The 24,868-nt window shown below is 33.5% G+C and carries 27 protein-coding genes; 13 read left to right on the forward strand and 14 right to left on the reverse strand.

The window, feature by feature from the left end:
- Both H7350_RS06590 and H7350_RS06595 read left to right on the forward strand, forming a co-directional pair.
- Positions 1-648: an HNH endonuclease gene (locus H7350_RS06590; protein ID WP_204345105.1), complete on the forward strand. Its 648-nt coding sequence runs from the start codon at positions 1-3 to the stop codon at positions 646-648.
- Positions 649-2,385, forward strand: a complete 1,737-nt coding sequence (locus tag H7350_RS06595; RefSeq protein ID WP_204345106.1) for an Eco57I restriction-modification methylase domain-containing protein — start codon at positions 649-651, stop codon at positions 2,383-2,385.
- Between the two features lie 705 nt (positions 2,386-3,090).
- Here the strand turns inward: H7350_RS06595 and H7350_RS06600 are convergent.
- The gene (locus H7350_RS06600) at positions 3,091-3,822 is read right to left on the reverse strand and encodes a hypothetical protein (RefSeq protein WP_204345107.1); all 732 of its coding nucleotides are present in this window, start codon (positions 3,820-3,822) and stop codon (positions 3,091-3,093) included.
- A 211-nt stretch (positions 3,823-4,033) separates the two neighbouring features.
- Here H7350_RS06600 and H7350_RS06605 point away from each other — a divergent pair, with 211 nt between their 5' ends.
- Positions 4,034-4,297: a hypothetical protein gene (locus H7350_RS06605; RefSeq protein WP_204345108.1), complete on the forward strand. Its 264-nt coding sequence runs from the start codon at positions 4,034-4,036 to the stop codon at positions 4,295-4,297.
- Positions 4,298-4,318: 21 nt separating this feature from the next.
- Here H7350_RS06605 and lpxD read toward each other — a convergent pair whose 3' ends face one another.
- Positions 4,319-5,308 carry a UDP-3-O-(3-hydroxymyristoyl)glucosamine N-acyltransferase gene (lpxD, locus tag H7350_RS06610; RefSeq protein WP_204345109.1) on the reverse strand — a complete coding sequence of 330 codons (990 nt, stop codon included), beginning with the start codon at positions 5,306-5,308 and terminating at the stop codon, positions 4,319-4,321.
- Between the two features lie 171 nt (positions 5,309-5,479).
- On the opposite strand from lpxD, the gene H7350_RS06615 reads away from it, so the two are divergent.
- Positions 5,480-6,439 carry a lipase family protein gene (locus H7350_RS06615; protein ID WP_204345110.1) on the forward strand — a complete coding sequence of 320 codons (960 nt, stop codon included), beginning with the start codon at positions 5,480-5,482 and terminating at the stop codon, positions 6,437-6,439.
- A gap of 100 nt (positions 6,440-6,539) precedes the next feature.
- On the opposite strand, the gene H7350_RS06620 is transcribed toward H7350_RS06615, so the two are convergent.
- The gene (locus H7350_RS06620; protein WP_204345111.1) at positions 6,540-9,014 is read right to left on the reverse strand and encodes a zinc-dependent metalloprotease; all 2,475 of its coding nucleotides are present in this window, start codon (positions 9,012-9,014) and stop codon (positions 6,540-6,542) included.
- A 211-nt stretch (positions 9,015-9,225) separates the two neighbouring features.
- Between H7350_RS06620 and hpf the strand changes: the two genes are divergently transcribed.
- From hpf to H7350_RS06640, 4 genes are all read left to right on the forward strand, one after another.
- Complete coding sequence (gene hpf / locus H7350_RS06625; RefSeq protein ID WP_204345112.1) at positions 9,226-9,528, forward strand: ribosome hibernation-promoting factor, HPF/YfiA family; 303 nt, start codon at positions 9,226-9,228, stop codon at positions 9,526-9,528.
- A gap of 160 nt (positions 9,529-9,688) precedes the next feature.
- A complete protein-coding gene (locus H7350_RS06630; protein ID WP_204345113.1) occupies positions 9,689-10,513 on the forward strand; it encodes an OmpA/MotB family protein in 825 nt (274 codons plus the stop codon).
- A 157-nt stretch (positions 10,514-10,670) separates the two neighbouring features.
- On the forward strand, positions 10,671-10,964 hold the full coding sequence (locus H7350_RS06635; protein ID WP_204345114.1) for a DUF3817 domain-containing protein: 294 nt from the start codon (positions 10,671-10,673) through the stop codon (positions 10,962-10,964).
- A complete protein-coding gene (locus H7350_RS06640; RefSeq protein WP_204345115.1) occupies positions 10,964-12,205 on the forward strand; it encodes a mechanosensitive ion channel family protein in 1,242 nt (413 codons plus the stop codon). The genes H7350_RS06635 and H7350_RS06640 overlap by 1 nt, the downstream gene beginning before the upstream one ends.
- Positions 12,206-12,221: 16 nt before the next feature.
- Here the strand turns inward: H7350_RS06640 and H7350_RS06645 are convergent, their stop codons facing one another.
- Together H7350_RS06645 and H7350_RS06650 are read right to left on the reverse strand one after the other, a co-directional pair.
- Entirely contained in the window at positions 12,222-12,611 is a 390-nt protein-coding gene (locus tag H7350_RS06645; RefSeq protein ID WP_204345116.1) for an acyl-CoA thioesterase, read from the reverse strand.
- 40 nt (positions 12,612-12,651) lie between these two features.
- Positions 12,652-13,536 carry a DUF72 domain-containing protein gene (locus H7350_RS06650; protein WP_204345117.1) on the reverse strand — a complete coding sequence of 295 codons (885 nt, stop codon included), beginning with the start codon at positions 13,534-13,536 and terminating at the stop codon, positions 12,652-12,654.
- Positions 13,537-13,711: 175 nt separating this feature from the next.
- On the opposite strand from H7350_RS06650, the gene H7350_RS06655 reads away from it, so the two are divergent.
- Positions 13,712-14,125: a glyoxalase gene (locus tag H7350_RS06655; protein WP_204345118.1), complete on the forward strand. Its 414-nt coding sequence runs from the start codon at positions 13,712-13,714 to the stop codon at positions 14,123-14,125.
- Between the two features lie 149 nt (positions 14,126-14,274).
- Entirely contained in the window at positions 14,275-14,571 is a 297-nt protein-coding gene (locus tag H7350_RS06660; protein WP_204345119.1) for a hypothetical protein, read from the forward strand.
- Here H7350_RS06660 and H7350_RS06665 read toward each other — a convergent pair.
- The 6 genes from H7350_RS06665 to corA all read right to left on the reverse strand — a co-directional run bounded on the left by H7350_RS06665 (position 14,564) and on the right by corA (position 19,035).
- On the reverse strand, positions 14,564-15,244 hold the full coding sequence (locus tag H7350_RS06665; RefSeq protein WP_204345120.1) for a DUF2461 domain-containing protein: 681 nt from the start codon (positions 15,242-15,244) through the stop codon (positions 14,564-14,566). The two genes, H7350_RS06660 and H7350_RS06665, sit on opposite strands and share 8 nt — an antisense overlap.
- An 83-nt stretch (positions 15,245-15,327) precedes the next feature.
- Positions 15,328-15,873 (reverse strand): hypothetical protein, encoded by a 546-nt coding sequence (locus H7350_RS06670; protein WP_204345121.1) that lies wholly within the window; start codon positions 15,871-15,873, stop codon positions 15,328-15,330.
- A 72-nt stretch (positions 15,874-15,945) separates the two neighbouring features.
- Entirely contained in the window at positions 15,946-16,161 is a 216-nt protein-coding gene (locus H7350_RS06675; protein ID WP_204345122.1) for a hypothetical protein, read from the reverse strand.
- A 123-nt stretch (positions 16,162-16,284) separates the two neighbouring features.
- Positions 16,285-17,190, reverse strand: coding sequence for a mechanosensitive ion channel family protein (locus tag H7350_RS06680; RefSeq protein WP_204345123.1), 906 nt, complete (start codon positions 17,188-17,190; stop codon positions 16,285-16,287).
- Positions 17,191-17,341: 151 nt separating this feature from the next.
- Positions 17,342-17,845: a Dps family protein gene (locus tag H7350_RS06685; protein WP_204345124.1), complete on the reverse strand. Its 504-nt coding sequence runs from the start codon at positions 17,843-17,845 to the stop codon at positions 17,342-17,344.
- 119 nt (positions 17,846-17,964) lie between these two features.
- Positions 17,965-19,035, reverse strand: a complete 1,071-nt coding sequence (corA, locus tag H7350_RS06690) for a magnesium/cobalt transporter CorA (protein ID WP_204345125.1) — start codon at positions 19,033-19,035, stop codon at positions 17,965-17,967.
- Positions 19,036-19,165: 130 nt separating this feature from the next.
- On the opposite strand from corA, the gene H7350_RS06695 reads away from it, so the two are divergent.
- The 3 genes from H7350_RS06695 to H7350_RS06705 all read left to right on the forward strand — a co-directional run bounded on the left by H7350_RS06695 (position 19,166) and on the right by H7350_RS06705 (position 21,841).
- Positions 19,166-19,456, forward strand: coding sequence for a hypothetical protein (locus H7350_RS06695; RefSeq protein WP_338105767.1), 291 nt, complete (start codon positions 19,166-19,168; stop codon positions 19,454-19,456).
- 131 nt (positions 19,457-19,587) lie between these two features.
- Positions 19,588-20,010 carry a hypothetical protein gene (locus H7350_RS06700; protein WP_204345126.1) on the forward strand — a complete coding sequence of 141 codons (423 nt, stop codon included), beginning with the start codon at positions 19,588-19,590 and terminating at the stop codon, positions 20,008-20,010.
- Positions 20,011-20,113: 103 nt separating this feature from the next.
- Complete coding sequence (locus H7350_RS06705) at positions 20,114-21,841, forward strand: sodium:solute symporter family protein (protein WP_204345127.1); 1,728 nt, start codon at positions 20,114-20,116, stop codon at positions 21,839-21,841.
- A gap of 11 nt (positions 21,842-21,852) precedes the next feature.
- Here H7350_RS06705 and H7350_RS06710 read toward each other — a convergent pair whose 3' ends face one another.
- The 3 genes from H7350_RS06710 to pfkA all read right to left on the reverse strand — a co-directional run bounded on the left by H7350_RS06710 (position 21,853) and on the right by pfkA (position 24,821).
- Positions 21,853-22,713 (reverse strand): BadF/BadG/BcrA/BcrD ATPase family protein, encoded by an 861-nt coding sequence (locus H7350_RS06710; protein ID WP_204345128.1) that lies wholly within the window; start codon positions 22,711-22,713, stop codon positions 21,853-21,855.
- A gap of 67 nt (positions 22,714-22,780) precedes the next feature.
- Positions 22,781-23,782: a type I glyceraldehyde-3-phosphate dehydrogenase gene (gene gap, locus H7350_RS06715; protein WP_204345129.1), complete on the reverse strand. Its 1,002-nt coding sequence runs from the start codon at positions 23,780-23,782 to the stop codon at positions 22,781-22,783.
- A gap of 52 nt (positions 23,783-23,834) precedes the next feature.
- Positions 23,835-24,821 (reverse strand): 6-phosphofructokinase, encoded by a 987-nt coding sequence (gene pfkA / locus H7350_RS06720; protein ID WP_204345130.1) that lies wholly within the window; start codon positions 24,819-24,821, stop codon positions 23,835-23,837.
- Positions 24,822-24,868 lie beyond the last annotated feature (47 nt).

Here is a 24,868-nt window from a genome sequence, read left to right on the forward strand (position 1 = left end):
ATGAGATATACAGTTTTTAATAAAAAAGATTCTATAGTACCAGATACCGTTTCTAAATATGGTGACTATAAACCATATCTTAGAAGGGAAGCTAAAGAAAAATGTGTTTATTGTGCAATTCATGAAAATCCGATTGGAGGAAGTGATCATTTTCATGTAGAACATTATAAACCTAAATCACTAGAAGAATTTGCTGGATTAGTTAAAGATTATAATAACTTATTTTATGCTTGTGCAATTTGCAATAGATTTAAAAGTAATGATTGGCCTAATGAACCTGTCCCTGATCATTCTGTAATTTCATATCCTAACCCTAATGAAATAGACTATAATACATTATTTAAACATAATGGAGATGGGACTATTTCCGGAAATTTTATTGCATCAACTTATATTGTAGAAAAAATATTTTTAAATAGACCACAACTAATAAATGAAAGAAAAGAAAATTTTATTAGGGAAAACTATGTAAGTGAAGCAAATAAACTTATTAATTTAAGCAAATCACTTTTAACAAAAAAAGGGAGTCAAACTGCAGCAGAGTTACTTTATGAAATTAATGTAAAAATTACTGAAATTAGTCTTTTATTAAATAAGGATAAAGAAATAGCAAGGTATGAACCAAGCGAAATAAAAAGAAATAAGTAATTGTCAAATACTAAAAAAAATACAGGTTCATACTATACTCCAAAAATTCTATCAGAATTTTTATCAAATCATATTGTCCAAAAATATCTAAAAGGAAATAAAATATCTGTTTTGGAACCTAGTTGTGGTGATGGTGAATTTGTTTCTTCTTTTTTTAAGAGTTTAGATTTAAATACAATTGATAATATTTCTATTGACTTATTCGATATAAATGGTGTAGAATTAGCTAAAGCCGATGCCTTAATTCCTTTATCAGATAAAATTGATAAGACTATTAATCATCAAGATTATTTAAAACATTATTTAGAGAATGATGATGAATATTCATTAATTATTGGAAACCCACCTTATGTAAAGAGAAGTAATCTTAAGAAGGTTCAAGTAAAAAGTTGTGATGAAGTTCATAAGAGGTTTAAAGATTCAAGTAACTTGGTAGTATCGAACGGTAAAATTAACAACATTTGGATGGCCTTTGTTGAAGCTGCAATAATGAGCTTAAATCAAAATGGTGTACTTTGTTTTGTTATTCCTTCAGAAATATTACAAGTAAAATATGCAAAAGAATTGAGAGCATTAATTATTGATAAGTTCGATAGGGTAGAGGTCTTTGCGTTTAATGAATTAATATTTGATGGAATACAACAAGATGTTGTAGCTTTAATTGGTGTAAAGGGAATTGAGAATATAAATCAACATGGTATTTCTTTCTATCAGGTTGAACAATTAGATGATTTAAAAGAACCAAAATTCACAGAAAAAAACAATAATATCCATAGAACAACTCTTGATAAATGGACTAATTATATTTTAACAGATGATGAATTAAACTTTGTGGATTATCTCAAAAATGAGCATAAGCAAATTAAGTTTTATACAGAAAAAGCGCAAGTAGGTATTGTTTCAGCTGCAAATGATTATTTCATACTTAATGATAAAGAGTTAAAAGAAAATAAATTATCAAGATTCAGCAGTATTGTAAAACCGATACTTCCAAAAGGAGCATTAGTTCCCAATGTTGCAAAGTTTACTAGTTTTGATTTTCACTATTTAAAAAATAAAAATGTTAAAGTCAATTTTTTACTTTTTCCTAATCTTCCAAAATCAAAACTTGATGTCAAATTAATTAATTATCTAACCAAAGGGGAGAAGAAGGAAAAAGAAGGAAAAGGAGAACTACATTTAAGGTATAAAATGACCTTGAGAGATAATTGGTATCATGTTCCAAGCACCTGGCTATCACAAGGTTTGTTTGTTAAAAGATGTCATAAATATCCTAAAATTTTCGTTAACGAAGCTAATAGTCTTGCTACCGATTCATTTTATAGAATCAATATGAAAGAAAATTATAATATCAAAAATTTAGTTTTTTCATTTTATAATTCATTGACATTCGTTTTGGCAGAGTTGGAAGGTCGATTTTATGGAGGTGGAGTTCTTGAACTGACACCAAATGAGTTTAAAGAACTATCAATTCCTTACAATAAAAATATAACAGATAAGCAATTTGATATTTTAGATAAAATGCTTCGTGAAGATAGAAATATTGAAGATATTTTGTGTTTCACGAATTCAATTATCATACCAAATTTAGACACGATTAAATTAGAAGAAATTAGAATTAAATTAGTTAATCGTAGACTAAAAAAAACTACTAAACAACAACGCGATAATATTGAAGTGTATGATTTTGAACAAACACATACTGAAGAAAGAAATCTTAATATTCTCGTTAATTAACTATTAATATTATATAAAATAGAATCTTAGAGAATGAGCCAGCTAGTGCGATGGGATTACAATCTAAATTAAAATTTTAGTACAACGCAATGTAATTGCATCTAAAACCAAAAATAAGTTATCTTTCTATTTTACATAATATTCAAACAATAAGTCCAAATGTCCTAACGAACTCCTCCGTATCTGCGTCGGGTTTGCGTCGGGTATGCGTCGGGTATGCGTCGGGTTTAATTCGGGTGAAGCGTGTTTGTAAAACTAGAGCACTAACCAAATGTCCGGTTGACTGTCAAATACGCGTATGTACGAATACATCTAAAATAATTTAATCTGCCTGAGAATCGCGTATTTCAAAATTTATGGAGCATTATACAATATAAGAGATTTATAAGCATAGTAGTTTATTGGGTTGTAATATCCAGGACCTTTGTAAACTATAGATATCACAATTAGCTTGTACATAATTGCTATGTGTGTTACAGCTTATCCAATTTATAAACTTTGGTAGTGTCACAAATTACTTTTTACATAATTACGAACGCTATAAGTCTGGCAGCCATTATAGCTGCAATTATGTAAAATACTGTGTATACAGTAATTTGTTGTAAATGTACTATAATTTATATTATGTAAAATAAAAATAATTAAAGTCTTCCCTGTTGTTGGTATGTGTAAGGATTAAATCAAAACGATATAAAACTTAAATGTCTAAGTATGCTCGTTTTTAATCTTGGCTTCTAATTGTGTTTTGGCACGTTTCAGATCATAATAAAAGCCGTCAATGATACTACCATACCCATTAATGTATAAAAATCGTAACGATGCTATTCGGGATTTGTGCGATTCGTCATGCAATAAATATTTTACGCATTCGGTCTTACAACTAAAATCGGTAATCAATTCGGTATACCAAGGTTGTGTCGATTCTATGATTTCCAAATTGGTCGTAAGCTTTTTATAAATAATCGATTCGATATCATCAATATTTTTAAAATACGCTTTATATAAACTGCTTAAATCTATAAGCCCTTCTGAAATTTCCGAATTATCCAATTCGGCATTATCAATCCAGTTCACGCTATGCTTGTCTAACGCCAGTTCTTTGACTTCAAATAATATGGTAGATAACAATCCACCATCATCTACCTTAGATTGGTCATACTTACGTTTCAGTGTTTTTAAATACACCTGATTGAGCGTGTCTAATTCCTGCTTAAACTGCTCCAAATCATGAATATCACGATCCAGCTGAACTAAGATCTTTTGCTGTAAATCATGATTATGACGTGCAATTTGCTTGTCCTTATTCCAGTTATTGATGTATAAAGCGATAAGAATTCCAAAGACAACCAGGATAATTTCACCAACGGCATACAGCAGGTAATTTCGAAGGCGCTTGGCTTCTACCGACTTAAAACGTGTTTTATTAAATAATTTCATGAGATTAAAATACAAAAAAAGTCCTTCACTTATTTCAAAGACGTTCTATTTCGAGTTCCATCCTAATGATGAGCTGTAGTTCATCTGTTTATTTGGCCCTTTTAACCACGCTACCGAATAAAATGAACCACATAACCAACAAGTTTGAAACTACAGCCTTCTGAAACTATCTTAGTATAAGATGACCCTCAATCTATTAAACCTTACGATTATGGAAACGAAATTTTCTTTATTCAATCAGATTAATAGTTTATGTTACTGGTTGTTAGCATGTAGTGACTACCGAACTTCAGTGTTTTTAGATGCTGAAACTGATACTTATGGCGTTTGTATTACGCATAACGGATTAGAACTCTATACCAAAACCATTTCAGGATTTAGCAAGAGAAAAGCAGAATTCTTAGAACAAGAATTAGACCGTATGGTCGCTGGCTTGCTACATTTAAAACAAAATGTACAGCAGAAATCGGCTTAATGACCTAAAGACGTTTACGTATTAGCGTGCCAATTTCCGTAGCGCAACCCATTGTTTCAGCATCTCACGTGAGTCTGTTGCAGGATATCCCAGTACTGTTTTTCCTGCAGGTACATCGTTCATCACACCTGATCCTGCTCCAATTGTCGCTCCTGAATGAATCGTGGTATGGTCTTTTATTGAAGCACTGCCTCCTATAACAACACCATCACCTAAGGTCACCGAACCTGCCAAGCCGCTACTACCTGCCATAATGCACGAGCGTCCTAATACACAGTTATGGGCAATCTGAACCAGATTATCAATCTTACAGCCGTCGCCTATAATGGTAGAACTAAATTTCGCACGATCGACACAGGTATTCGCTCCGATTTCGACACCGTTACCGATAACGACATTACCGATATGCGGAATTTTAACGAGTCCTCTCCCATCATCACTCGGACGATATCCAAAGCCATCTGCGCCAATACTCACATTGGTATGAAAAATACAATAGCTGCCTATCACCGAACGCTCTCTAATTACTGTACCAGACCAGACTGTTGTATGATCTCCAATAGTAGTGTCATCAAGTATTGTAACATTAGGATACAGTACTACGCCATTACCAATAACAACATCTTTTCCGATATAACATCCCGCTCCAACTTTAGTCCCTTCGCCTAGTTTTGCTGATGCATCTATAACGGCTGTAGGATGAATATCCGATTCAAAATGTGGTGACTCTGGAGTAAATGCGTCTAATAACTTTGCCATAGCCAGATCGGCATTTTTGACTTTTATCAGAACTCTGTTTTCGCCAGGTTCTAAGCTAATAGTATCGTTAACAATGGCTAAAGCGGCATTAGAGTCGTTCCACATAGCCGCATATTTCCGATTTCCTATAAAGGTGGCTTGATGCTGATTTGCTTTTTGAATGTGCTCCAATCCTGTAATTTCAAGGTTGGCCTGACCTACAATGTCGCCATTAATTATCGCATTAATGTCTTGAACAGTTAGTGATTTCATTGGTATTATTATTAGTTAGTTGGTTAATAATCCTACAAGATAGTATTTATAAAACAATTTATTGACATAGCTCAAAGTTGCAACAGCTATGCGATTTTAAAACCACGTAATACTACGCTATTTTTTATGAGCTTCGGAAATTAAATTTGAAAAACATCAAAATTCAAAGCTATGGCAACTATCGATCCTTGTAAGTTATTATGTGCATCTGCATCGGCATATTTAATTCAAACCTCGTATCCTTCTGGAATGTATCAGTTAGATCTTATCAATCCCAAAGGGTTACCTAAACCGACGCCTTTACCACTTATTACTAAAGATGTGGCCAATCAATACAATAAAATTGGTCTGGTAGATGATCCTTATGTGATTGTATCTGATGAGATTGAAGCTTGTTTTGTCGGTAAAACTAAATCAGAAATCATCCTGTCCTTTCGTGGTACCTTACCTCCTGCTTGGACAGTAGATTCGATTCTCGACTGGATTCAGAATATATTTCTTGCAGTGCCTGGTCAGTACGACTATTTCCCTGGAAAAGTGCATTCCGGATTTCATTTTGCACTAACAACACTAATTTGTGACATTGTAAAAGTCCTCAACATATTAAATTCAGATCAAAGTCTGCCGCTATACATCACAGGACATAGTAAAGGTGGTGCGATGGCGCCTTTAGCTGCTGTACTGCTTAGTAGTAAAAAATATAACATCAAGGTAACTCAAACCATAACGTTTGCTGGTCCGAAACCTGGAAACGCCACGTTTAGAGATTATTACAATTCGACTTTTACTAACGATTACAATTATGAAAACTACCTTGATATTGTACCGTTTTTACCTCCCGGAAAACTAACAATAGAGTTATTACGCTCTTTTGTACCAGAGTCTTGGATGACATTGCGACAATTACTTAAGGATGCTGAAGACTGGAACTATGAACCTGTCGGAAATGCGCTTTACGTTACCAAAGATTCTACTATTGAGAAACCAACTATAATCAATGACACAGAACGTCTTGCTGCAATTGCTGAAGCATTATTATTTAATCCCGGAGAAATTGGTAAAGCGCATCATGTGAGTTGTAATTATCGCTATATGAAAGCGATTTGCAAAGGTACCGTTTGCGGATGCTAACCAGCCATTCGTAATCTACAGTCCCTATGTTAAAGCATAGGTAAAAAAACACCCTCTTGAGTTTTCAAAAGGGTGTCGTTTTTATGCGTCGGAAATGTGCTTATTTGGGATCTAAAATCTGTTCGATGCGCTTAACACAGTCTCTGTAGTGGTACTTTGTGACGGTATTCACTGCTCGATTTCCTGCAGCAGCAACTTGACGTTTTAAGGTATTTAGTTCGCCTCTAACCAAAGCTCTAACATCCGATTGTGATACATTAAAATACTGTCGCGACTGTCGTGGATCTAAGTCTTCTGTCATCAAATACTGCATACGATCAATATAAACACGCTGTAAATTTCGACGATACACATCTACATTTTTAGTATAATTAACTTCATTCCACACACCTTTTCTTAAATCCTGTAACATGGATAAGGCACTGTAATTTGTAGGATTAATAGCTTCGTGGTCAATTAAGCGTCCTAAGCGGTCAAAACTTAATAAACCATTTAAATAACGACTTTGCAAACGTCTTAAACGGTCAGTATATCCAGCATAATTAATGTTTTGCAACATGCTTTTATCTAATAACCACATTGGCGTTTCAAAGGCATTTTTATGCAACCATTGCATAGAAGCCTGCTGCTTTTGTTTCGGTACAGCCTGATAAGCAATTCCGCCCTGACGTGGTGTAATGAGATGCTCCTCTACGCCTCCAATATTACTTAAAACATGACCAACATAACGGTTATAACAACCTAATAATTCGCCATAGAGTTCTTCTAAATCATCATAGTTATTGGTTTGATCACTCGTCCATTTTGGCAACTGTTGTGCAACATACTTTAGATTACTCAAGGCATAATTAGAAGCTTTAATTGCATCATTTCCAATGTCTTCTGTTTGTGATGTTGGATCAAATCGGCTACTTTGTTTTCCGAAGACATATTTAGGATCGCCTGCTTTTTCAAGGATCCACGCGTCTAAAGTGCCAATTTCTGCTTCTGCTGAATTTGCTGTCTGAATGTTACGATAACCCCAATTGATGGCATAATGGTCATAAGGTCCTATCTGACGAATGAATCTAATATTTTGATCGCCTGGCTGCGCAATATAATTGTAACGTGCATAATCCATAATGGTAGAAGCGATTCCAAATTCTTGTGTAAACGCACCATCTCTGTAACTCTCAACATCATACGCTTTACTGGCACTCATATTATGTGGTAATCCTAAAGCATGGCCTACTTCGTGAGCAATCACCATTTTCATCATTTCACCAATATCTTCTGCTGGAGTATTTAAGGTTCTTGCCGAAGGATTCGCCGCTCCTGTTTCTAATAAATACCGATTTCTGTAGGAACGTAAATGGTTGTGATACCAGATAATATCACTTTCAATAATTTCACCACTTCTGGGATCTGATACACTCGGACCCATAGCATTTCGGGTTTCACTCGCCACATAACGCACTACCGAATAGCGAATATCCTCTGGACTGAAATCGGGATCTTCTTCTTTTGTCGGTGGATATTTTGCAATAATAGCATTCTTAAATCCAGCGGTTTCAAACGGACCTTGCCACAACTCAATACCAGCTTTGATATAAGGTCGCAGATTTTCGGGCGTTGCAGGATCTAAATAGTATACAATAGGTTTAACAGGCTCTACCAGTTCTCCTCTGGCGTATGCAGCAGGATCTTTGGGCTCTAGTCGCCATCTGCGGATATAAGTTTTGGTATCTGCTTTGAGTTGTTCGCTTCCGTAGTCGACCTGACTAAACGTAAACCAACCTACGCGCTCATCGGCAAATCGTGGCTGCATAGGCGTTTCAGGCAACAAAATCATGGATTGATTCATTTGCAAACTGATCGTTTCAGCCGAACGTGCCGAAGGTGGTTGTGAAGCATTATAGGTCATATCCTGAACGACTTCTATATTCTGTGGAAAACTTTTCATGCTATTGATAAAGCTTCTGGACACATCGAGATTTCGAACTTTATATGTAGTTCGTAACCGACTCGGTAGTCCGCTAATCGCTTTCACATCACTGCTGTAAAACTTAGTGACATCGACCACAACTGCTGACGAATCTTTGCTGAAAGCGGCAATATCAAAAGCAAATAAAGTGGGTTCGTAGTTATTCGATTTAACCGAAATACTGATAGGTAATTCCTCATCTGCTACCGAATTATAAGAGCGTTCTTTGATGAGAATCTTAGTGTCAAAACGTTCCCAGGCAACCAGACGTTCACCTGTTTTTGTTCCTGCATTAATATAACCACCTCCCAGATTAGCAGGTAATTTAGCTATTCGACTCACCAGCAGCATATCTTTTCCGAGGTGCTCATTAGGAATTTCAAAAAAGTACTTCTCTCCTACTTTATGCACCTTAAATAAACCCTCATCAGATATAGCATCTTTAGTAATGACTTTATCATAAGCTTTTATTTTACCTTGATTTTTTTTAGGTGCTGGAGTGACTGCTTCCGTTTTGTCATTCTTCTTCTTTTTTCGTTTCGATTGGGCATGATGTGTCATTGGCATACAACAAAATGCTAATGCCATTACAAAAAGGACTATGTGTTTCATGAGTGTTGGTTTGGTGTGATTTTGCTTTAAAAATAATCAATGCCAATAAAATTTAACGTCGATTTCACAAAACTTTAAGGACTTTAGAGCTCAGATATCATTTGCGATAAAATTACTTAGGATACAGTTAAAATAGCAATGTGCTTCCCTGTATATTGATTTTATAAGGAGTTTCAATATTGAAATTTCAAATCATCTAAAATATACAACTATGACAATTAATTATGAATATCACGATGTAACAGCAAGTGAAAGTTTAGAACAGTACGCAGAAGAGAAATTAAAAATGATATTTGACCATTACGACTTTGTAATTAGAGCAGATGTCTTTTTTAAAACTGAAAATACTTCGAGTGATGACACAGGAATGAAATGCGGTATCAGACTCAGTGCTCCTGGTCCAAGACTATTTGCCGAATCTTCACATGAAAATTTCCGTGAAGCGATTTCAGATACTGTCAGTGAATTAAAGCGTCAACTTCAAAAACGTAAAGAAAAAATGAAGACACATTAATTTAAAAACACCCTTTAGATACTGATTTATAGAACCTTACTAACAAATGTGTTGATTTTTAAAATCTTAAAAAAAACATAATGTTAGCAACAAAAAGTCTATATCAGATTTATAACCGTAGATATTAACAAATAACCAATAACACAATAATTAAAACATTATGAAAAGAATTTCAGTAATTGTACTATCAGCATTATTTTTAACAGCCTGCGTTTCTAAAAAGAAATACCTTGCCTTAGAGCAAGATAACGGCGAGTTAAAAAGTGAATTAACAAAAACTAAAGTCGAAAAAGAAGAATTAGAGACGAAGTTTGCAAAAATTCAGGAGCGCGTTGACAACTACAATTCTAAAATAAATGAGCTTACCGAAGACAACAATACAAAACTGGTTTCAGTTGATGGTGTTGTGATTTCTGAAAAGCAAAAAGATGCTATGCGCGAATCACTTAAAAATGTACCTCCAGCGTATATGGCAACGGCTAAAACCTTGAAAGATTCAATGAATTTAGCCTTACAGTTCAATTTACAAGAGTCAATGGATTCAATTGAAGAAGATGAAGATATTGCTGTAAACATTCAGGAAACAGTAGTAATGATTTCTATTTCAGATAAAATGTTATTCAATTCTGGAAGCTATAAAGTAAGTGATAAGGCCAATGAGATTTTACAAAAAATTGCTAACGTTATCAATTCAGAAGAAAGTCTTGACGTTATGGTAGAAGGTCATACAGATAATAAATTAATGAAAAGCACTGCAGCTGTCAAAGACAACTGGGATTTGAGTGTATTGCGTGCAACAGCTGTTGTAAAAAAATTACAGAATGATTACAACGTGGCGCCCGAACAATTAATTGCTGCAGGACGTAGCTTTTATCAGCCACTAACTGATAATGACACGAAAGAAAACAGAGCGACAAATCGTAGAACACGTATCGTTATTTTACCCAATATCGACAAGTTTTTCGCTATGATGTCGTCAAACTAATTATTATTCTTAACCTAGAATTTTATGGTTAATTAATCCATGAAAAGGCTGTCGGAAACGATGGCCTTTTTTTATGAATCAGGATTCGTTAAAATACTTGTAATAAATGATTGTATTTGTTATACATCTACTAATTTTGCATAAAATTTAAGAGTTTATGTTTTCACTTATAAATAGCTTTAGAATTATTGCACTTCTCGAAGGTGTGTCCTATATATTGTTGTTGTTTATTGCGACACCCATCAAATACTTTGGAGATGAGCCAATGTATGTCAAATTATTAGGTATGCCACATGGTATCTTATTTTTGGCGTATATTGTATTGGCTATAGTTGTAGGTCAAGAGTTCAAATGGAATACAAGAACCTTACTTATAGTATTAGCAGCTTCAGTGATTCCTTTTGGAACCTTTTACGTTGAAAAGAAATACTTGAAGCCAAATACCAAATAATGGAACAGATCCAGTGTTTTTTTTCTGATTATTTTGTCTCTATTGGGATGTCTGAGCTTTCGGCGAAGTACTTCAATATGATATGCTTATTGCTTATTTTAATCATTATCATATTTGTTACAGATCGTATCACCCGAAAACTTATCATTCATTTTTCAAATAAATTTTCTGAACAGACTAAAACCAATTTTGATGATTTACTTGTCAATCATCGTGCGCCACGACGTATTGCCCATTTGGTGCCTTTGTTTTTGACTATTAAATTATTTCCAATAGTATTTTATGACTTTCCGCATTTTGAGAGCTATGTCATCATGCTTCTGAAAGTGTATGCTATTATCTTAACCATATGGATTATCAGAAGTGTTTTAAAGACTTTCGAATCTTATTTTAAAACCTTACCTAGCTTAAGAGATAAGCCTATTGACAGTTATATTCAAGTGGTGATGTTATTCATCTGGATTATTGGAGTAGCCTCAATTTTAGCCATTTTAATTAACCTGTCCTTTTTAAAATTCTTTACCACACTTGGTGCTGCATCTGCGGTTTTACTATTAATTTTTAAAGATACTATTCTTGGTTTTGTTGCAAGTATTCAGGTGGCTATAAACGATAGTGTTCGTATTGGTGATTGGATTACCATGGAAAAATATGGTGCCGATGGCGAAGTTATTGAGATTAACTTGTCAACGGTTCAGGTTCAAAATTTTGATATGACCATTACCAATATTCCGACCTATGCGCTCATTTCCGATTCGTATAAAAACTGGAGAGGCATGCAATCGTCTGGTGGTCGACGTATCAAACGGTCTATCATTTTAAAAGCCAGTAGTGTGACCTATCTTACCGATGAACATATTGAAAAATTAAAAACTATTCAACTAATTACCAGTTATTTAAATCAGCGTCAAAAAGATATCAATTCTGCTAATGAAGCGAATCAAATCGATAAATCGGTTCTTATTAATGGTAGAAATATGACGAATTTAGGTGTATTTCGAAAGTACCTACAAACTTATATAGAGAATCATTCTGCCATAAATAAAGAGATGTTTATCATGGTGCGACAATTAGAGCCAACAGCTCACGGTCTTCCTCTTGAAATTTATTGTTTTAGTAGTGATAAACGCTGGGAAAATTACGAGTATATCATGTCTGATATTTTCGATCACGCCTTGGCCGCAGTGCCTTATTTTGACTTAGAGGTTTTTGAGTTTTCGTCTGGTATAGTACAACAGTAAGTTTAAAAATAAAGGACTAGTTTTCTAGCCTGTCTTTAACAAATTCGACTTCTGTTTTGCCATGAGGTGCTGGTTTTCCGTCTTCACCTAAGTTAACCATAATGATGTTATCGACGGTAAGAATTGTTTCTCTGGTCATCTTATTTCGGGCTTCACATTTTAAGGTTAATGAGGACTTACCAAATTTTATCACTTCAATACCAATTTCAACAATATCACCTTGCTTAGCCGATGACATAAAGTTGATTTCAGAAATGTACTTGGTTACAATTTTAGAATTTTCTAATTGAATGATGGTGTACAGTGCTGCTTCTTCGTCAATCCAGGCTAAAAGCTGACCTCCAAAAAGTGTTTGATTCGGATTTAAATCTTCGGGTTTAACCCATTTACGTGTGTGAAATCTCATATGCTAATAATTCGTTGTTATGTTTTTTGTATTCTGTAAGCTAAAATAAGGTGTCCTTATCTCCATTTGGAATCTTTAAGTTGCAACCCAGTTCTGCATTGAGTTTTTTGATGAAATAAGCCGATAATAATGGCGATTCTTTTTCAATATTTTGATGGATAAAGAAATCTATTTCTTTAATGCCTTGCTCCTGCCACTCTTTTAAGCGCATGACCCAATCATCAAGTCTGGTGTAATCGCTTTCGTGATTAGCACCAACATAGCGCACAAAAGCTGTAGGATTTGTAAGTCGCATATGCATCAAATCACGACGTCCTGCGGTATCGACAATAACATTAGAAATATTATGTTGTTCCAACACATCGTATAACTGGTTTGCAACGACATCATCAGCATACCAATTGGTATGTCTAAACTCTACTGCCAAATCAATTTCTTTTGGCCAATGTTCTATAAAATTTACAACGCGATCAAAGTCTTTTGGTGCAAAATTAGAATGCATTTGTAGAAATATAGTACCGAGTTTTTCCTTTAAATGCATGGCATTAGACAAATAATGGTCTACAACAGCCTGAACCTCATTAAGACGTTTCCAGTGGCTGATTTCTTGATTGAGCTTCGGAAAAAACTTAAAGCCTTCAGGAGTTTTATCGTACCATTTTGAAAATTGTTCAGCAGGAAAAATTCTATAAAACGTCGCATTTAGCTCAATAGCATTAAATTGATTGGAATAGTAGCCTAATTCATCTTTGGTTCCTCTGGGATAAAAACCCTTAAGATCGGCTTTGTTCCATTTTGCACAACCTACATAAATCTCAGGAAGATTATCATCTTTTACGCGATTTAAAACCCTTGCTGTATCAATGTGATCCTGAGGCAAACTTAAATCTAAATCTTGTGGATTATCTACGCTTCCAAATTTCATAGTTTTAGCTTTTTTTCAAAGGTAAGAGTTTCTTGTACTATATCATATGAGGACATATTGGAAAATGAAATAGAAGTATCAAAATTTTCAATTTGTTAATAACACCGTTGACAAGATATAATTCACACCATAAATCAGCAGTAGTTTATTTCTATTTTTAATAAAATTTAAAGCCATGAATGATCGATCTACAAACCTTAAATCTATACGTCCAACCATAGCTTCAGCTCAAGTTAATGAACATATGACTACAGATGAGTGCTTTCAAAATGCCACATTACGTCCTATCATAAAAATGCAAAACCACCTTCTTATTGTCGTTTTTAGAAATTATATCTCCAAACGAAAAAATGTATTTTATGATTTATCGCTTACAAAACAACTCGCTTATATTGAGAATGCTATTCATAAAGACATGAAGTTTAGAAATTCGGTAAAAGGAATGATTATCGGACAGTTTACTGTTGAAGAATACGAGCTATATATTCAAAATTCTTCTGCCTTAAATAAGCGTATGATGCATATTGTAAAAGAACGTTTAGTGAGTAATATTCAATTGTTTTCACAACCGCTTGCTAAAGCTATATGAGTACTCTAAAAACGTAACTGCTGGAGGCTTGTTTCTCATATGTAAATAAGCGTATTGCCAATTATAAAGATGAAATTGAAACCATTAAAGACGCTATTGAAAACAATGACAAAAGTAATGACGATGGCGATGATTCTGGCAATGGAAAATTGTTTAATGATTTAGAGAAAAACGCTCAGTATTTAAGCGATGCTACTAAAATGATAGATACGCTTAAAACGATTCACACCAATACCATTCATCAACACGTAGTTCTTGGTAGTTTGGTAAAAACGAATGTATCGAATTTTTACATAGCGCTCAGTATTGGAAAAATAGAGCTTGAAAATGATACTTATTTTGTGATTTCAAAGTCCTCTCCTATTGGCGAGTTGTTATATAATAAAACGACAGGCGATTGTATTACATTTAATAATACAACATATACAATTACTGAAATTAGATAACAGATTCTCCGTTTAAGTTGGTTGTAAGGACATCGCTCATATAGTCAAAAAACGGTCTGATTGCTTTAAAAGAGGCATTCACATCATCTATAAATCCCTCGCTTATGACTTCCTTATCACTGTAATGTTTTGTAAAGATGTACTGCTTCTTTTTTATTAAATCGATAGCAGGATGCGTTTTATCAAAATCTCTTGGTGCTGTTTTAAGTTCGTCACCAACAAACTCTCCCCAAACAGATTTGAAAGTTTTATCATTTATAATAGCTCTAATTTCTTGATCATCTTGTTCAAATTCTCTACGTATTCTCAATAAATCTTCTTTATTCGGTTCCCAAAATCCAGTAGCGATAAACGATTGATCATTTGGCTGAATGTGAACATAGTAGCCACCTCGTAATTCTGGTTTTTTTCTATGAAACGAGCCTCCGAAATGAGTTTTATAGGGTAATTTGTTTTTTGAAAATCGCACATCTCTATAAATTCTAAAGAGCTTAAATCCATCGACAACATCATGCTTATTTAAGGATTCATAAATTAGATTATAAGCTTCCTTAGCTTTACGCTCATTAGCTTTAAACTCTTTTTTATGTGCATTAAACCAGTCTCTATCGTTGTTTTTTTCTAATTTTTTGAAGAAATCTAAAATATCTTTTGAGAATGTTGCAGTAGCCATAAGGTTATAATTTTTTCAGATTAAAAGTACAAAAAAAAGTCCCAATAAAAATTGAGACTTTCTTTTCTTAACCTAAGTATTTATTAAAACTTAGCACTGTTCTTAAACTCTTCATTAACTAAAGTTTTAGTATCTGAATTATAATATTCAACTACAAAATTACCTTCGCTATTAAAGTATCCAATTCCAGAGTAATTATTAATGTCTAAAATATAATACTGTTTGTTTAAAGATAATATCGCAGATCCTAGCATGACGTCATTTTCATCGGCCATCATAAACCCTTTGTCTTCAGCTTTAAATTTGAATGTATTTTTATCTTTAGTGTAGTAGATAATTTTATCCTTCGATTCATAAAATGGATCGTTATCATTATCAACACTCACTGTTTTAGTAACTTTTACTTTAGGAAAAACTCTAGGCGCATCGATAGTTCCTTTGTAATTAGGATCTGTCATGACCTCTTGTTCTTTTTTGGTTGTCACTTTCACTTTGTTTTCAACAACTTTACCGTCTTCTACGGTTTTAATTGTTTTTACTTTTGTTTCCTCTACTTTATCAACCGGTTTATTTTGAGCATACGCTCCAGCGACCATTAGTAAAGAAAATGTATAAATTAAATATTTCATTTTGTTATAATTTTTAATGGTTCTATATCTATTTAGCTAGACGTTCTAACTACGTTTGGTTTGGTTCTATTTTTAGTTATCATCACCAGCTTCTTCAGCAGCTTCTTCGATTTCATCCTGTAAATCCTCAGCTGCGTCTTTAACATCATCTGATGCATCTTCAATGTCATCTTTGACGTCTTCAATGGCTGATTCAACTTTTTCTTCTGGTGTTTTTTCATCTCTACATCCTGTAAATACTGTACTTACAGTAAATAGGAATAAAAATGCTACTAGTATTTTTTTCATGTTTAATTTATTTAGTGTTTAACTGATTTGATTTTCAAATCTATAGTTGCAATATCCATCAAAATGTTTGATGATATTTGCTCATATGATTTACATAGTGTTGCAAATACTTAAACTATTTATTTAGTTTTTAGAAAAAGACTCTTCGACTGTTTTCGAATTATCAAGTGTTAATTGATTATCAAACTGTAATGTTCTTATTGGGAACGGGATATTAATATCTTCTTTATCATAGGCCTTCTTAATCTCGATAATTGCTTTTGTTTTAGCTTTTAGTTTTTCTAACATACTATCAGCATCTATCCAAAATCGACATAAATAATTGATTGAACTTCCACCAAATTCTGTGTAGTAAAATTCTACATCATCAGGACTTTCAACCTGATCAAAGGCATTTGAAATGGTTTCTTTAGTAAGTTGTTCAACCTGTTCTAAATCAGATTCATAGCCTACGCCGCATTCTAAAAACACTCTCATTTTTGTAGTTAATGAATAGTTTTTAAGCGGATTTTCTAATATCATTTTATTAGGTATGACAACCATATTATTATCGGCTTCTTTCAACGTAAAATCTTTCAAATTAATATCAATAATTTCACCAGAATAGCCATTGGTTTCTACCCAATTACCTATTTGGATTTTCTTTCTGAAAGAAATGACAACACCTGCAATCGTATTTGACAACGTGCCTTGTAAAGCTAAACCGATTACCAAACCAATAACTCCTGCACCTGTTAGTAACGATGTTAATGTTTTACTCAAGTCTAGTATACCTAATGCTAAAAACAAACCTAAGAGAACAACCATAACTGCACTAATCCTGGCAACAATGCTACTTATGGATTCCTGCTGTACTTTTCTAGATACAATTTTGTACACAAATTTGTTGACATACTTAGCAATGAAGTAGGCACTTATGAGTACAATGATGGCTAAAGCTAGGTTTGGTAAGTTTTGTATAATAGCATCCAGCCATCCTAATAGTTTTTCTGATAGGTTACTAAATGCACTGTCTAATTGATCTTTCATTTTTCTTTTTCTTTAGTTTAATTACTTGTATTATTTGTAAGGTAGATGAACTATCTAACCAATACTACAATATAGCAGTACTGGTTTGATAGTCTTTGCTTATACCAATAAGCTTTTGATGCTTATGCTATAATTATAAACTTAAGCTATTTTAAGATTCGATGAGATTAGGTTTTAGCTGTTCAGAAGTTTTCTTAGTCCATGCATTAAGCATCCAGCTAGATTTCTCTAATTCTCTTATGTAAGCACCAATTAAATCAATTGTACCTTCATCACTAGCACTGTTGGCTTTTTCGATAACAGTACTCATTTGTTTCAATAAGATTTTATGATCATTGATAATTTCTTTGACCATATCCTTATCTGACTTTAATGGCGATACTTCTTGTACTTTAGAAATTTCTAAATAGTCAGAAAGCTTACTCATCGGATGGTATCTTAACGTTAAGATACGTTCGGCAATTTCGTCAATCTTCGTTCGTGCATCAGTATATAATTCTTCAAATTTATTATGAAGATCAAAGAAATTCTCTCCAAGGATATTCCAATGGAAGTTTCTTAATTTTTGGTAATATACATGGTAATTGGCTAAAAGTGTATTTAATTCAACTACTACCGGAATTAACTTTTCATCTTGCATATTCAAATAACTCATTTTGTTTGTTTTTTTAGTGTTAATAATTAATTACACTATATAAACTATGGGATATTTGAATTTTGTCAAGTGGTTTAACAGCATTTAACCCTTTTGGGAATTGTTTAACTTAAATTATGTTAAAGCCAGTGCTTTCTTCTAAAATAAATTAACATAAAAATAAACAGCACACACATCACTCCTATCAGTATAAAATAACCATATTCGGTATGGAGTTCAGGCATGTTTTCGAAATTCATACCATATATACCTGCAATGAATGTTAATGGAATGAATATGGTAGCAATGATAGTAAGCACTTTCATGATCTCATTCATCTTATTACTAATAATCGTCATATACATATCCATTAAACTCCATATCATTTCGCGATATAAATCAACAGATTCATTTACTTGTATAATATGATCATATAGATCCCGAAGATAACTGTGTGTTTTTTCTTCAATGAATGCACATTCAATTTTCTCCATGCGATTGATAACTTCTCTTAGTGGATAAATGGAACGTCTAATTTTAAGAATTTCTTGTTTTAGTTTTTGAATGACTTGCGGTGTATCAGGACCAGTATCTTCAGATTGAAAAAGTGCACTTTCTAACTCTTCAACCTTATCGCCAAACGCTTCTATAACAGTAAAATAATTATCTACTATAGCATCTAGCAAGGTATACATTAAATAATCAGATCCCTGAGTTCTAATTCGTCCTTTAGCAGTACTCAAGCGTTCTCTTAAATCATCAAAAACGTCACCATCTGCTTCCTGAAAGGTTATGACATAATCTTCACCAACAATTAAACTCATATGTTCATAGTACAATTCGTCATCATTTTTTATGTATAACATTTTAAATACAACGAAAAGATAATTTTCAAACTCTTCAATTTTTGGGCGTTGATTGGTGTTAACAATATCCTCGAGCGTTAAAGGATGTAAATGGTAATGCAAGCCAATAGTTTCTATGGCCTTAATATCATTTAATCCGTTAATATTAATCCAGGTTACATGATCATTTCCTTTAAAATCAAAAGCATCTTCGACACGATTAGAATTAATGCTTTTGTATTGATCTTTTGAATAGTTTATAATTTCAACATCAGTAGTACTCGTTTGTTTTAGGCCTTTGTAAGCCATAGTACCTGGCGGAAGATTGGATGCTTTATAAGATTTTTTTTTCTTTTTAACTTTCATTGTAATATCTGAGTCGATGCAGATAAAAATATAAAAACTTTTTGGGATAGCTAGTGTCTATATGTTAATAAGTTTTACTAATGCAAATTGCTGTTTTAGAGTGGCTAAAATAATTAGTTTTGAAAAATCAATGAATCCCTTGCATATTGAATATATTTTTATTAATATGCAAGACTATTACTACAAATACAGATACATGGGAAGACCTCCAACAAGACCTATAAAATTCAGAGACGGATTTTATATAGAAATCCGAAATAAAGGTAAAAATACTGGAATTAAATTACACAGAGACACCAAAGAGCAAATGATGCGTACCATAAAAGAATATGAGCAAACAAAAGATGTTATTATTCTTGGTGAATCTAAAAATGGAAAATGGGTAAATAAAACACCTGTTCTTCATATTGTAGAAGATTAGAATTTATACAAATTTTAAGTGTCAAAACTCAATTCGATTTTATGTAAATCATAAAATCGGGTTGAGTTTTTTGATTTTTTAGCAATAAATTTTATAAATTGTTGCGTTTAACTAACTAAAATCTATTTACAATGACAAATTCTTTAAACAACAAACCACCTGTTTGGTTTTGGATTGTTGCCGTATTAGCACTTATTTGGAATGGCCTTGGCGTTCTTGCATATTTAGGTCGTGCTTTCATGACTGAAGACATGGTAGCTCAACTTCCTCAAGAACAACAAGCTGAATTTTTAGTAGAATATCCTGCATGGTATACTGCTTGTTTTGCTTTAGCAGTGTTTTGCGGTGCCTTAGGCGCTTTAGCATTACTTATTAGAAAAAAATGGGCTACAATTTTATTTATAATCTCTTTTCTATGTGCTGCTGTTCAGCATGGCTATTTATTTAGTACTGTTGACGATATGAGTTTAGCAATGCCAATTATGATATTAGTCATTTGTGCTTTCCTTATTTGGTTTGCAAAAATGGCAACAGCAAAAGGATGGATAAAATAACTAACCAACCAATTTTTATCCAAAAAGGCATTAGATATTCTAATGCCTTTTTTATTACAATATAAATATTAGATTTGTTATGCTAACATCTTAACTAACGACTATGAGTATTTCAACTCTCGATTGGATCATCATTATTTTCTTTTTAATTCTTTTTGCTGGTATTGGTATCTATGTATCAAAGCAAGCTGGTAAAGATTCTAAAGCATTTTTTCTTTCAGGTCGAAATATGCCTTGGTGGCTCCTTGGTGTGAGTATGGTGGCAACTACATTTGCTGCTGATACACCAGGTTTAGTAACACAGCTGGTAAGAGAAGGTGGCGTTTCAGGAAACTGGGTATGGTGGGCCATGTTACTTACTGGCATGCTTACCGTATTTTTTTATGCCAGACTATGGCGAAAAAGTAATATTACTACCGATTTAGAATTTTATGAATTGCGCTACAGCGGAAAAATTGCAGGCTATTTAAGAGGCTTTAGAGCAATTTATTTAGGTGTTATTTTTAATGTGATCACTATGGCAGGTGTATGCCTGGCTGGTGCCAAAATTGCCAATATATTACTTGGTATTTCGCAAAGTGAAATGTTAATCTATTCATCAATAATAGTAGTGATTTATTCGGCTTTTGGCGGATTAAAAGGGGTTTTAATCACAGATTTCATTCAGTTTATAATTGCCATGATTGGAAGTATTTGGGCTACCATTTACATTGTAAATCTACCAGAAATTGGAGGCACAACAAATTTACTAACACACATCAACGTAAAAGATAAACTAGCCTTACTGCCTGATTTTAGTAATACTGAAGCTTTAATCACAGTACTTATCATTCCTTTGGCAGTACAATGGTGGAGTACTTGGTATCCTGGCGCAGAGCCAGGTGGTGGTGGTTATATCGCACAACGAATGCTTGCTGCTAAAAATGAAAAGCATGCTACTTGGGCAACCTTATTTTTCAATGTTGCACATTATGCAATTCGTCCTTGGCCATGGATAATTGTGGGTCTGGCATCATTAATCATCTTTCCAAACTTAGAGAGTATCAATCAAACCTTCCCTAGCCTTTCGGCTTCAATGCAAGGTGAAGATGTTGCTTATGCAGCTATGATGACTTATTTGCCGTCTGGATTAATTGGTATTGTATTGCTATCGTTGATTGCTGCGTTTATGAGCACGATATCAACTCAACTCAACTGGGGAAGCTCGTATATCGTTAATGATTTTTATAAGCGCTTTATAAATCAGGATGCTTCAGATAAAAAACAGGTTTTAGTGGGTCGAATTTCTACAATATCACTAATGATATTAGCTGCTCTGTTTTCATTTTTTCTTCAGTCGGCAGGTGAAGTCCTTAACTTATTATTACAAATTGGAGCAGGTACCGGTTTACTATTTATTTTAAGATGGTTCTGGGGAAGAATTAATCCGTATAGTGAGATTGCTGCAATGGTCATTTCATTTGTTATTGCTGTGTTCTTTTTTATAAACGGAAAACTAGAAACTCCTATGATTGAGCTCGCTGGACACTGGCAATTGGTATTTGGCGTTGTTGTCACCACAATAGGCTGGATTTTAGTGACTTTACTAACTAAACCTACAGATGCCAATACGCTAAACTCCTTTAACAGTTTAATCTTCGGAAGTGAATCTAAATTTAAAGGCTTTGGAATGAAGATTCTTGGATTCTTCTGTGGTGTAATTGGTGTTTACAGTATGCTTTTTGCTATCGGAAATTTTATCTATGGAAAAAACGGACTTGCCATAGGTCTTGTAGCCACTACAATACTTTGCGCTCTGGTTATCATAAGGTCGTTTAAATCTACCAAATAATTGATGAGTATTTATAACTGATTTGTATGGTAAGTCACTAACCCTTCAATAGGGCGTCTTTCAAAATTACCTACAGTAAAACCAAGTTCATCTGCTACTTCGCGTATTTCCTGCTCAGCAAAAAACGCAATTGATCCTGCAAAGTGAACAGGTACGCTTTTTAATTCTTGTCGGTATTGAAAAATCATATGGTCAGCAAAAACACGAATTCCATTTTTAATCATGTCCCTTATATAATCAGAATCTTTGTTTAAAAACATAAACTCTGCAAAGCTCGCTAAATACGCATTCGGATTAGGCTGCTTGTATAAATTATATTTAATATAATCGGCGTCTAAGTTGTATTTATGTTCAAAAGCAACCTTTATATCTTCAGGCATTTTATTAAAGTAAAAGTCTTTAATAAGCTCTTTTCCGTAGTAATTCCCTGAAGCATCATCCATAAGAGAATAACCTAATGATACGACACGTTGATGCAAATGTTCGCCATCATAGTAACTACAATTTGAACCCGTACCCATAATGCAAACAACAGCGGCTTCATCTTTATGATTTAATGTAGCTCTAACAGCTGCCATAGTATCTTCTTGGACATCAATTTCAGCGTTAATAAATATGGACATTAGTGCTTCAGTAAGCATTAGTTTTGGCTTTTCTGTTCCACAGCCAGCGCCATAGAAAAATACATGCGTCACTTGATGATTAAACTGCATGAGTTCATCACTACTACGAATTATTTTTTTAAGTTTCTTTTCTTTTAAAATGGCAGGATTAAGACCCTTAGTACGAATTTTTTCATGGAGTTGATTTCCATTAGTATCTACGACTATCCAATCGCATTTAGTTGAGCCACCATCAGTGATTAAAATCATGAGCTTAGTTAAAAAATAAATCCGCAGCTAAACTATTGATAACTGCGGATTTAAAGTGAATTATTTACTATAAAGAATTAACTTTTTGAGCTAAATCTACTAATTTGTTTGAGTATCCAAACTCATTGTCATACCAAGATACCAATTTAAAGAATTTTGGATTTAATTCGATACAAGCATCAGCATCAAATATGCTAGTTCTTACATCACTCACAAAATCTTGCGAAACCACCGCATCTTCAGTATATCCTAAAACACCTTTCATTGCACCTTCAGAAGCTTTTTTGAAAGCAGCTTTGATATCTTCAAGAGATGTTTCTTGTTTAGTTCTAACTGTTAAATCTACAACAGATACATCAGCAGTTGGAACACGAAATGCCATACCCGTTAATTTTCCGTTAAGTTTAGGAATAACTTTTCCTACAGCTTTAGCTGCTCCTGTTGAAGAAGGGATAATGTTTAATAGTGCCGAACGTCCTAATCTATAATTTTTAGGAGATGGTCCATCAACCGTTAATTGTGTTGCAGTACTAGCATGAATCGTTGTCATTAAAGCTTCTTCTAAACCAAAATTATCGTCAACAATCTTTGCCATTGGTGCTAAACAGTTAGTTGTACATGATGCATTAGATACAATAGTATGATCTCCTGTTAATTCATCGTCATTAACACCCATTACAAACATAGGAGCATCTTTACTAGGTGCAGAAATTACAACTTTCTTTGCTCCTGCTTGGATATGATAATCTGCTGTTTCAAGCGTTGTAAAAATTCCTGTACATTCGGCAACAACATCTGCTCCTACTTCATCCCATTTTAAATTTTTAGGATCTCTTTCTGCAGTAACTCTAACCGTTTTACCATTAACGACTAAATGTCCATCTTTAACTTCTACGGTTCCATCAAAATTTCCATGAACAGAATCATATTTTAATAAATAAGCTAAGTGCTCTACATCTAATAAATCATTGATTGCAACGACATCAACATCATCTCTCTTTACTGTTGCTCTAAAAACGATTCTACCTATTCTACCAAAACCGTTAATTCCTAATTTTAAATTTGACATTTTTTTCTTTTTTTATTTCTATTACGTTATTATTCAGTTATTGTGTTTAGAATTATGTTGTCATGATATCTGACACTCGTAATAATTCCATATTTATTTCAGATTTACCTTTAACAGCTTTATCTAAAGGTGTAAGCGCTATTTTATCACTTAAAAGACCTACCATATAATTGGTTTTTCCTTCAAAAAGACTTTCTACAGCTTTAACACCCATTCTACTTGCCAATACACGATCAAAACATGATGGTGATCCACCACGTTGCATGTGTCCTAAAACAGAAACACGTACATCGTATTCGATCATATTTTCTTCCACATAATCTTTAAGTTCAAAAACATTTTTACCAATTTTATCACCTTCAGCTACGACAACAATACTAGACGATTTTCCGGATTGTTTACTGCGACGAAGAGATTCTAATAGTCGGTCTAAACCTAAATCTTCTTCAGGAATTAAAATTTCTTCAGCTCCTGCTCCAATACCAACATTTAAAGCAATGTGTCCGGCATCACGTCCCATAACTTCAACAAAAAATAAGCGGTTATGTGAACTTGCAGTATCTCTAATTTTATCGATAGCTTCAACGACTGTATTTAATGCGGTGTCGTAACCAAGTGTATGAGATGTTCCGAAGATATCATTATCAATTGTACCAGGAATTCCCATGACAGGAAACCCGAATTCCTGATTAAACACCATGGCACCTGTAAAAGTACCATCACCACCAATAGCAACAAGAGCATCAATATTGGCATTGGTTAATTGTTTATAAGCTTCTTTACGACCTTCGGCAGTTCTAAACGTTTTAGATCTAGCAGACTTAAGAACGGTTCCTCCTTTATTAATAATGTCTTTTACACTACGTGCATTCATCGCCTTGAAATCACCTTCAATCATCCCTTCATAACCTCTGTAAATCCCAACACATTCTACATTATGAAAAGCGCAAGTTCTAACTACAGATCGTATGGCAGCATTCATTCCTGGAGAGTCTCCTCCAGATGTAAAAACACCTATTTTTTTTATCTTTTTTGACATATATTTTTTGATTCAAAAAGTAAACTTAGTAAACAAAAACTACAATA

It is taken from the genome of Psychroserpens algicola (assembly GCF_014526325.1).
Classification (GTDB): Bacteria; Bacteroidota; Bacteroidia; order Flavobacteriales; family Flavobacteriaceae; genus Psychroserpens; species Psychroserpens algicola.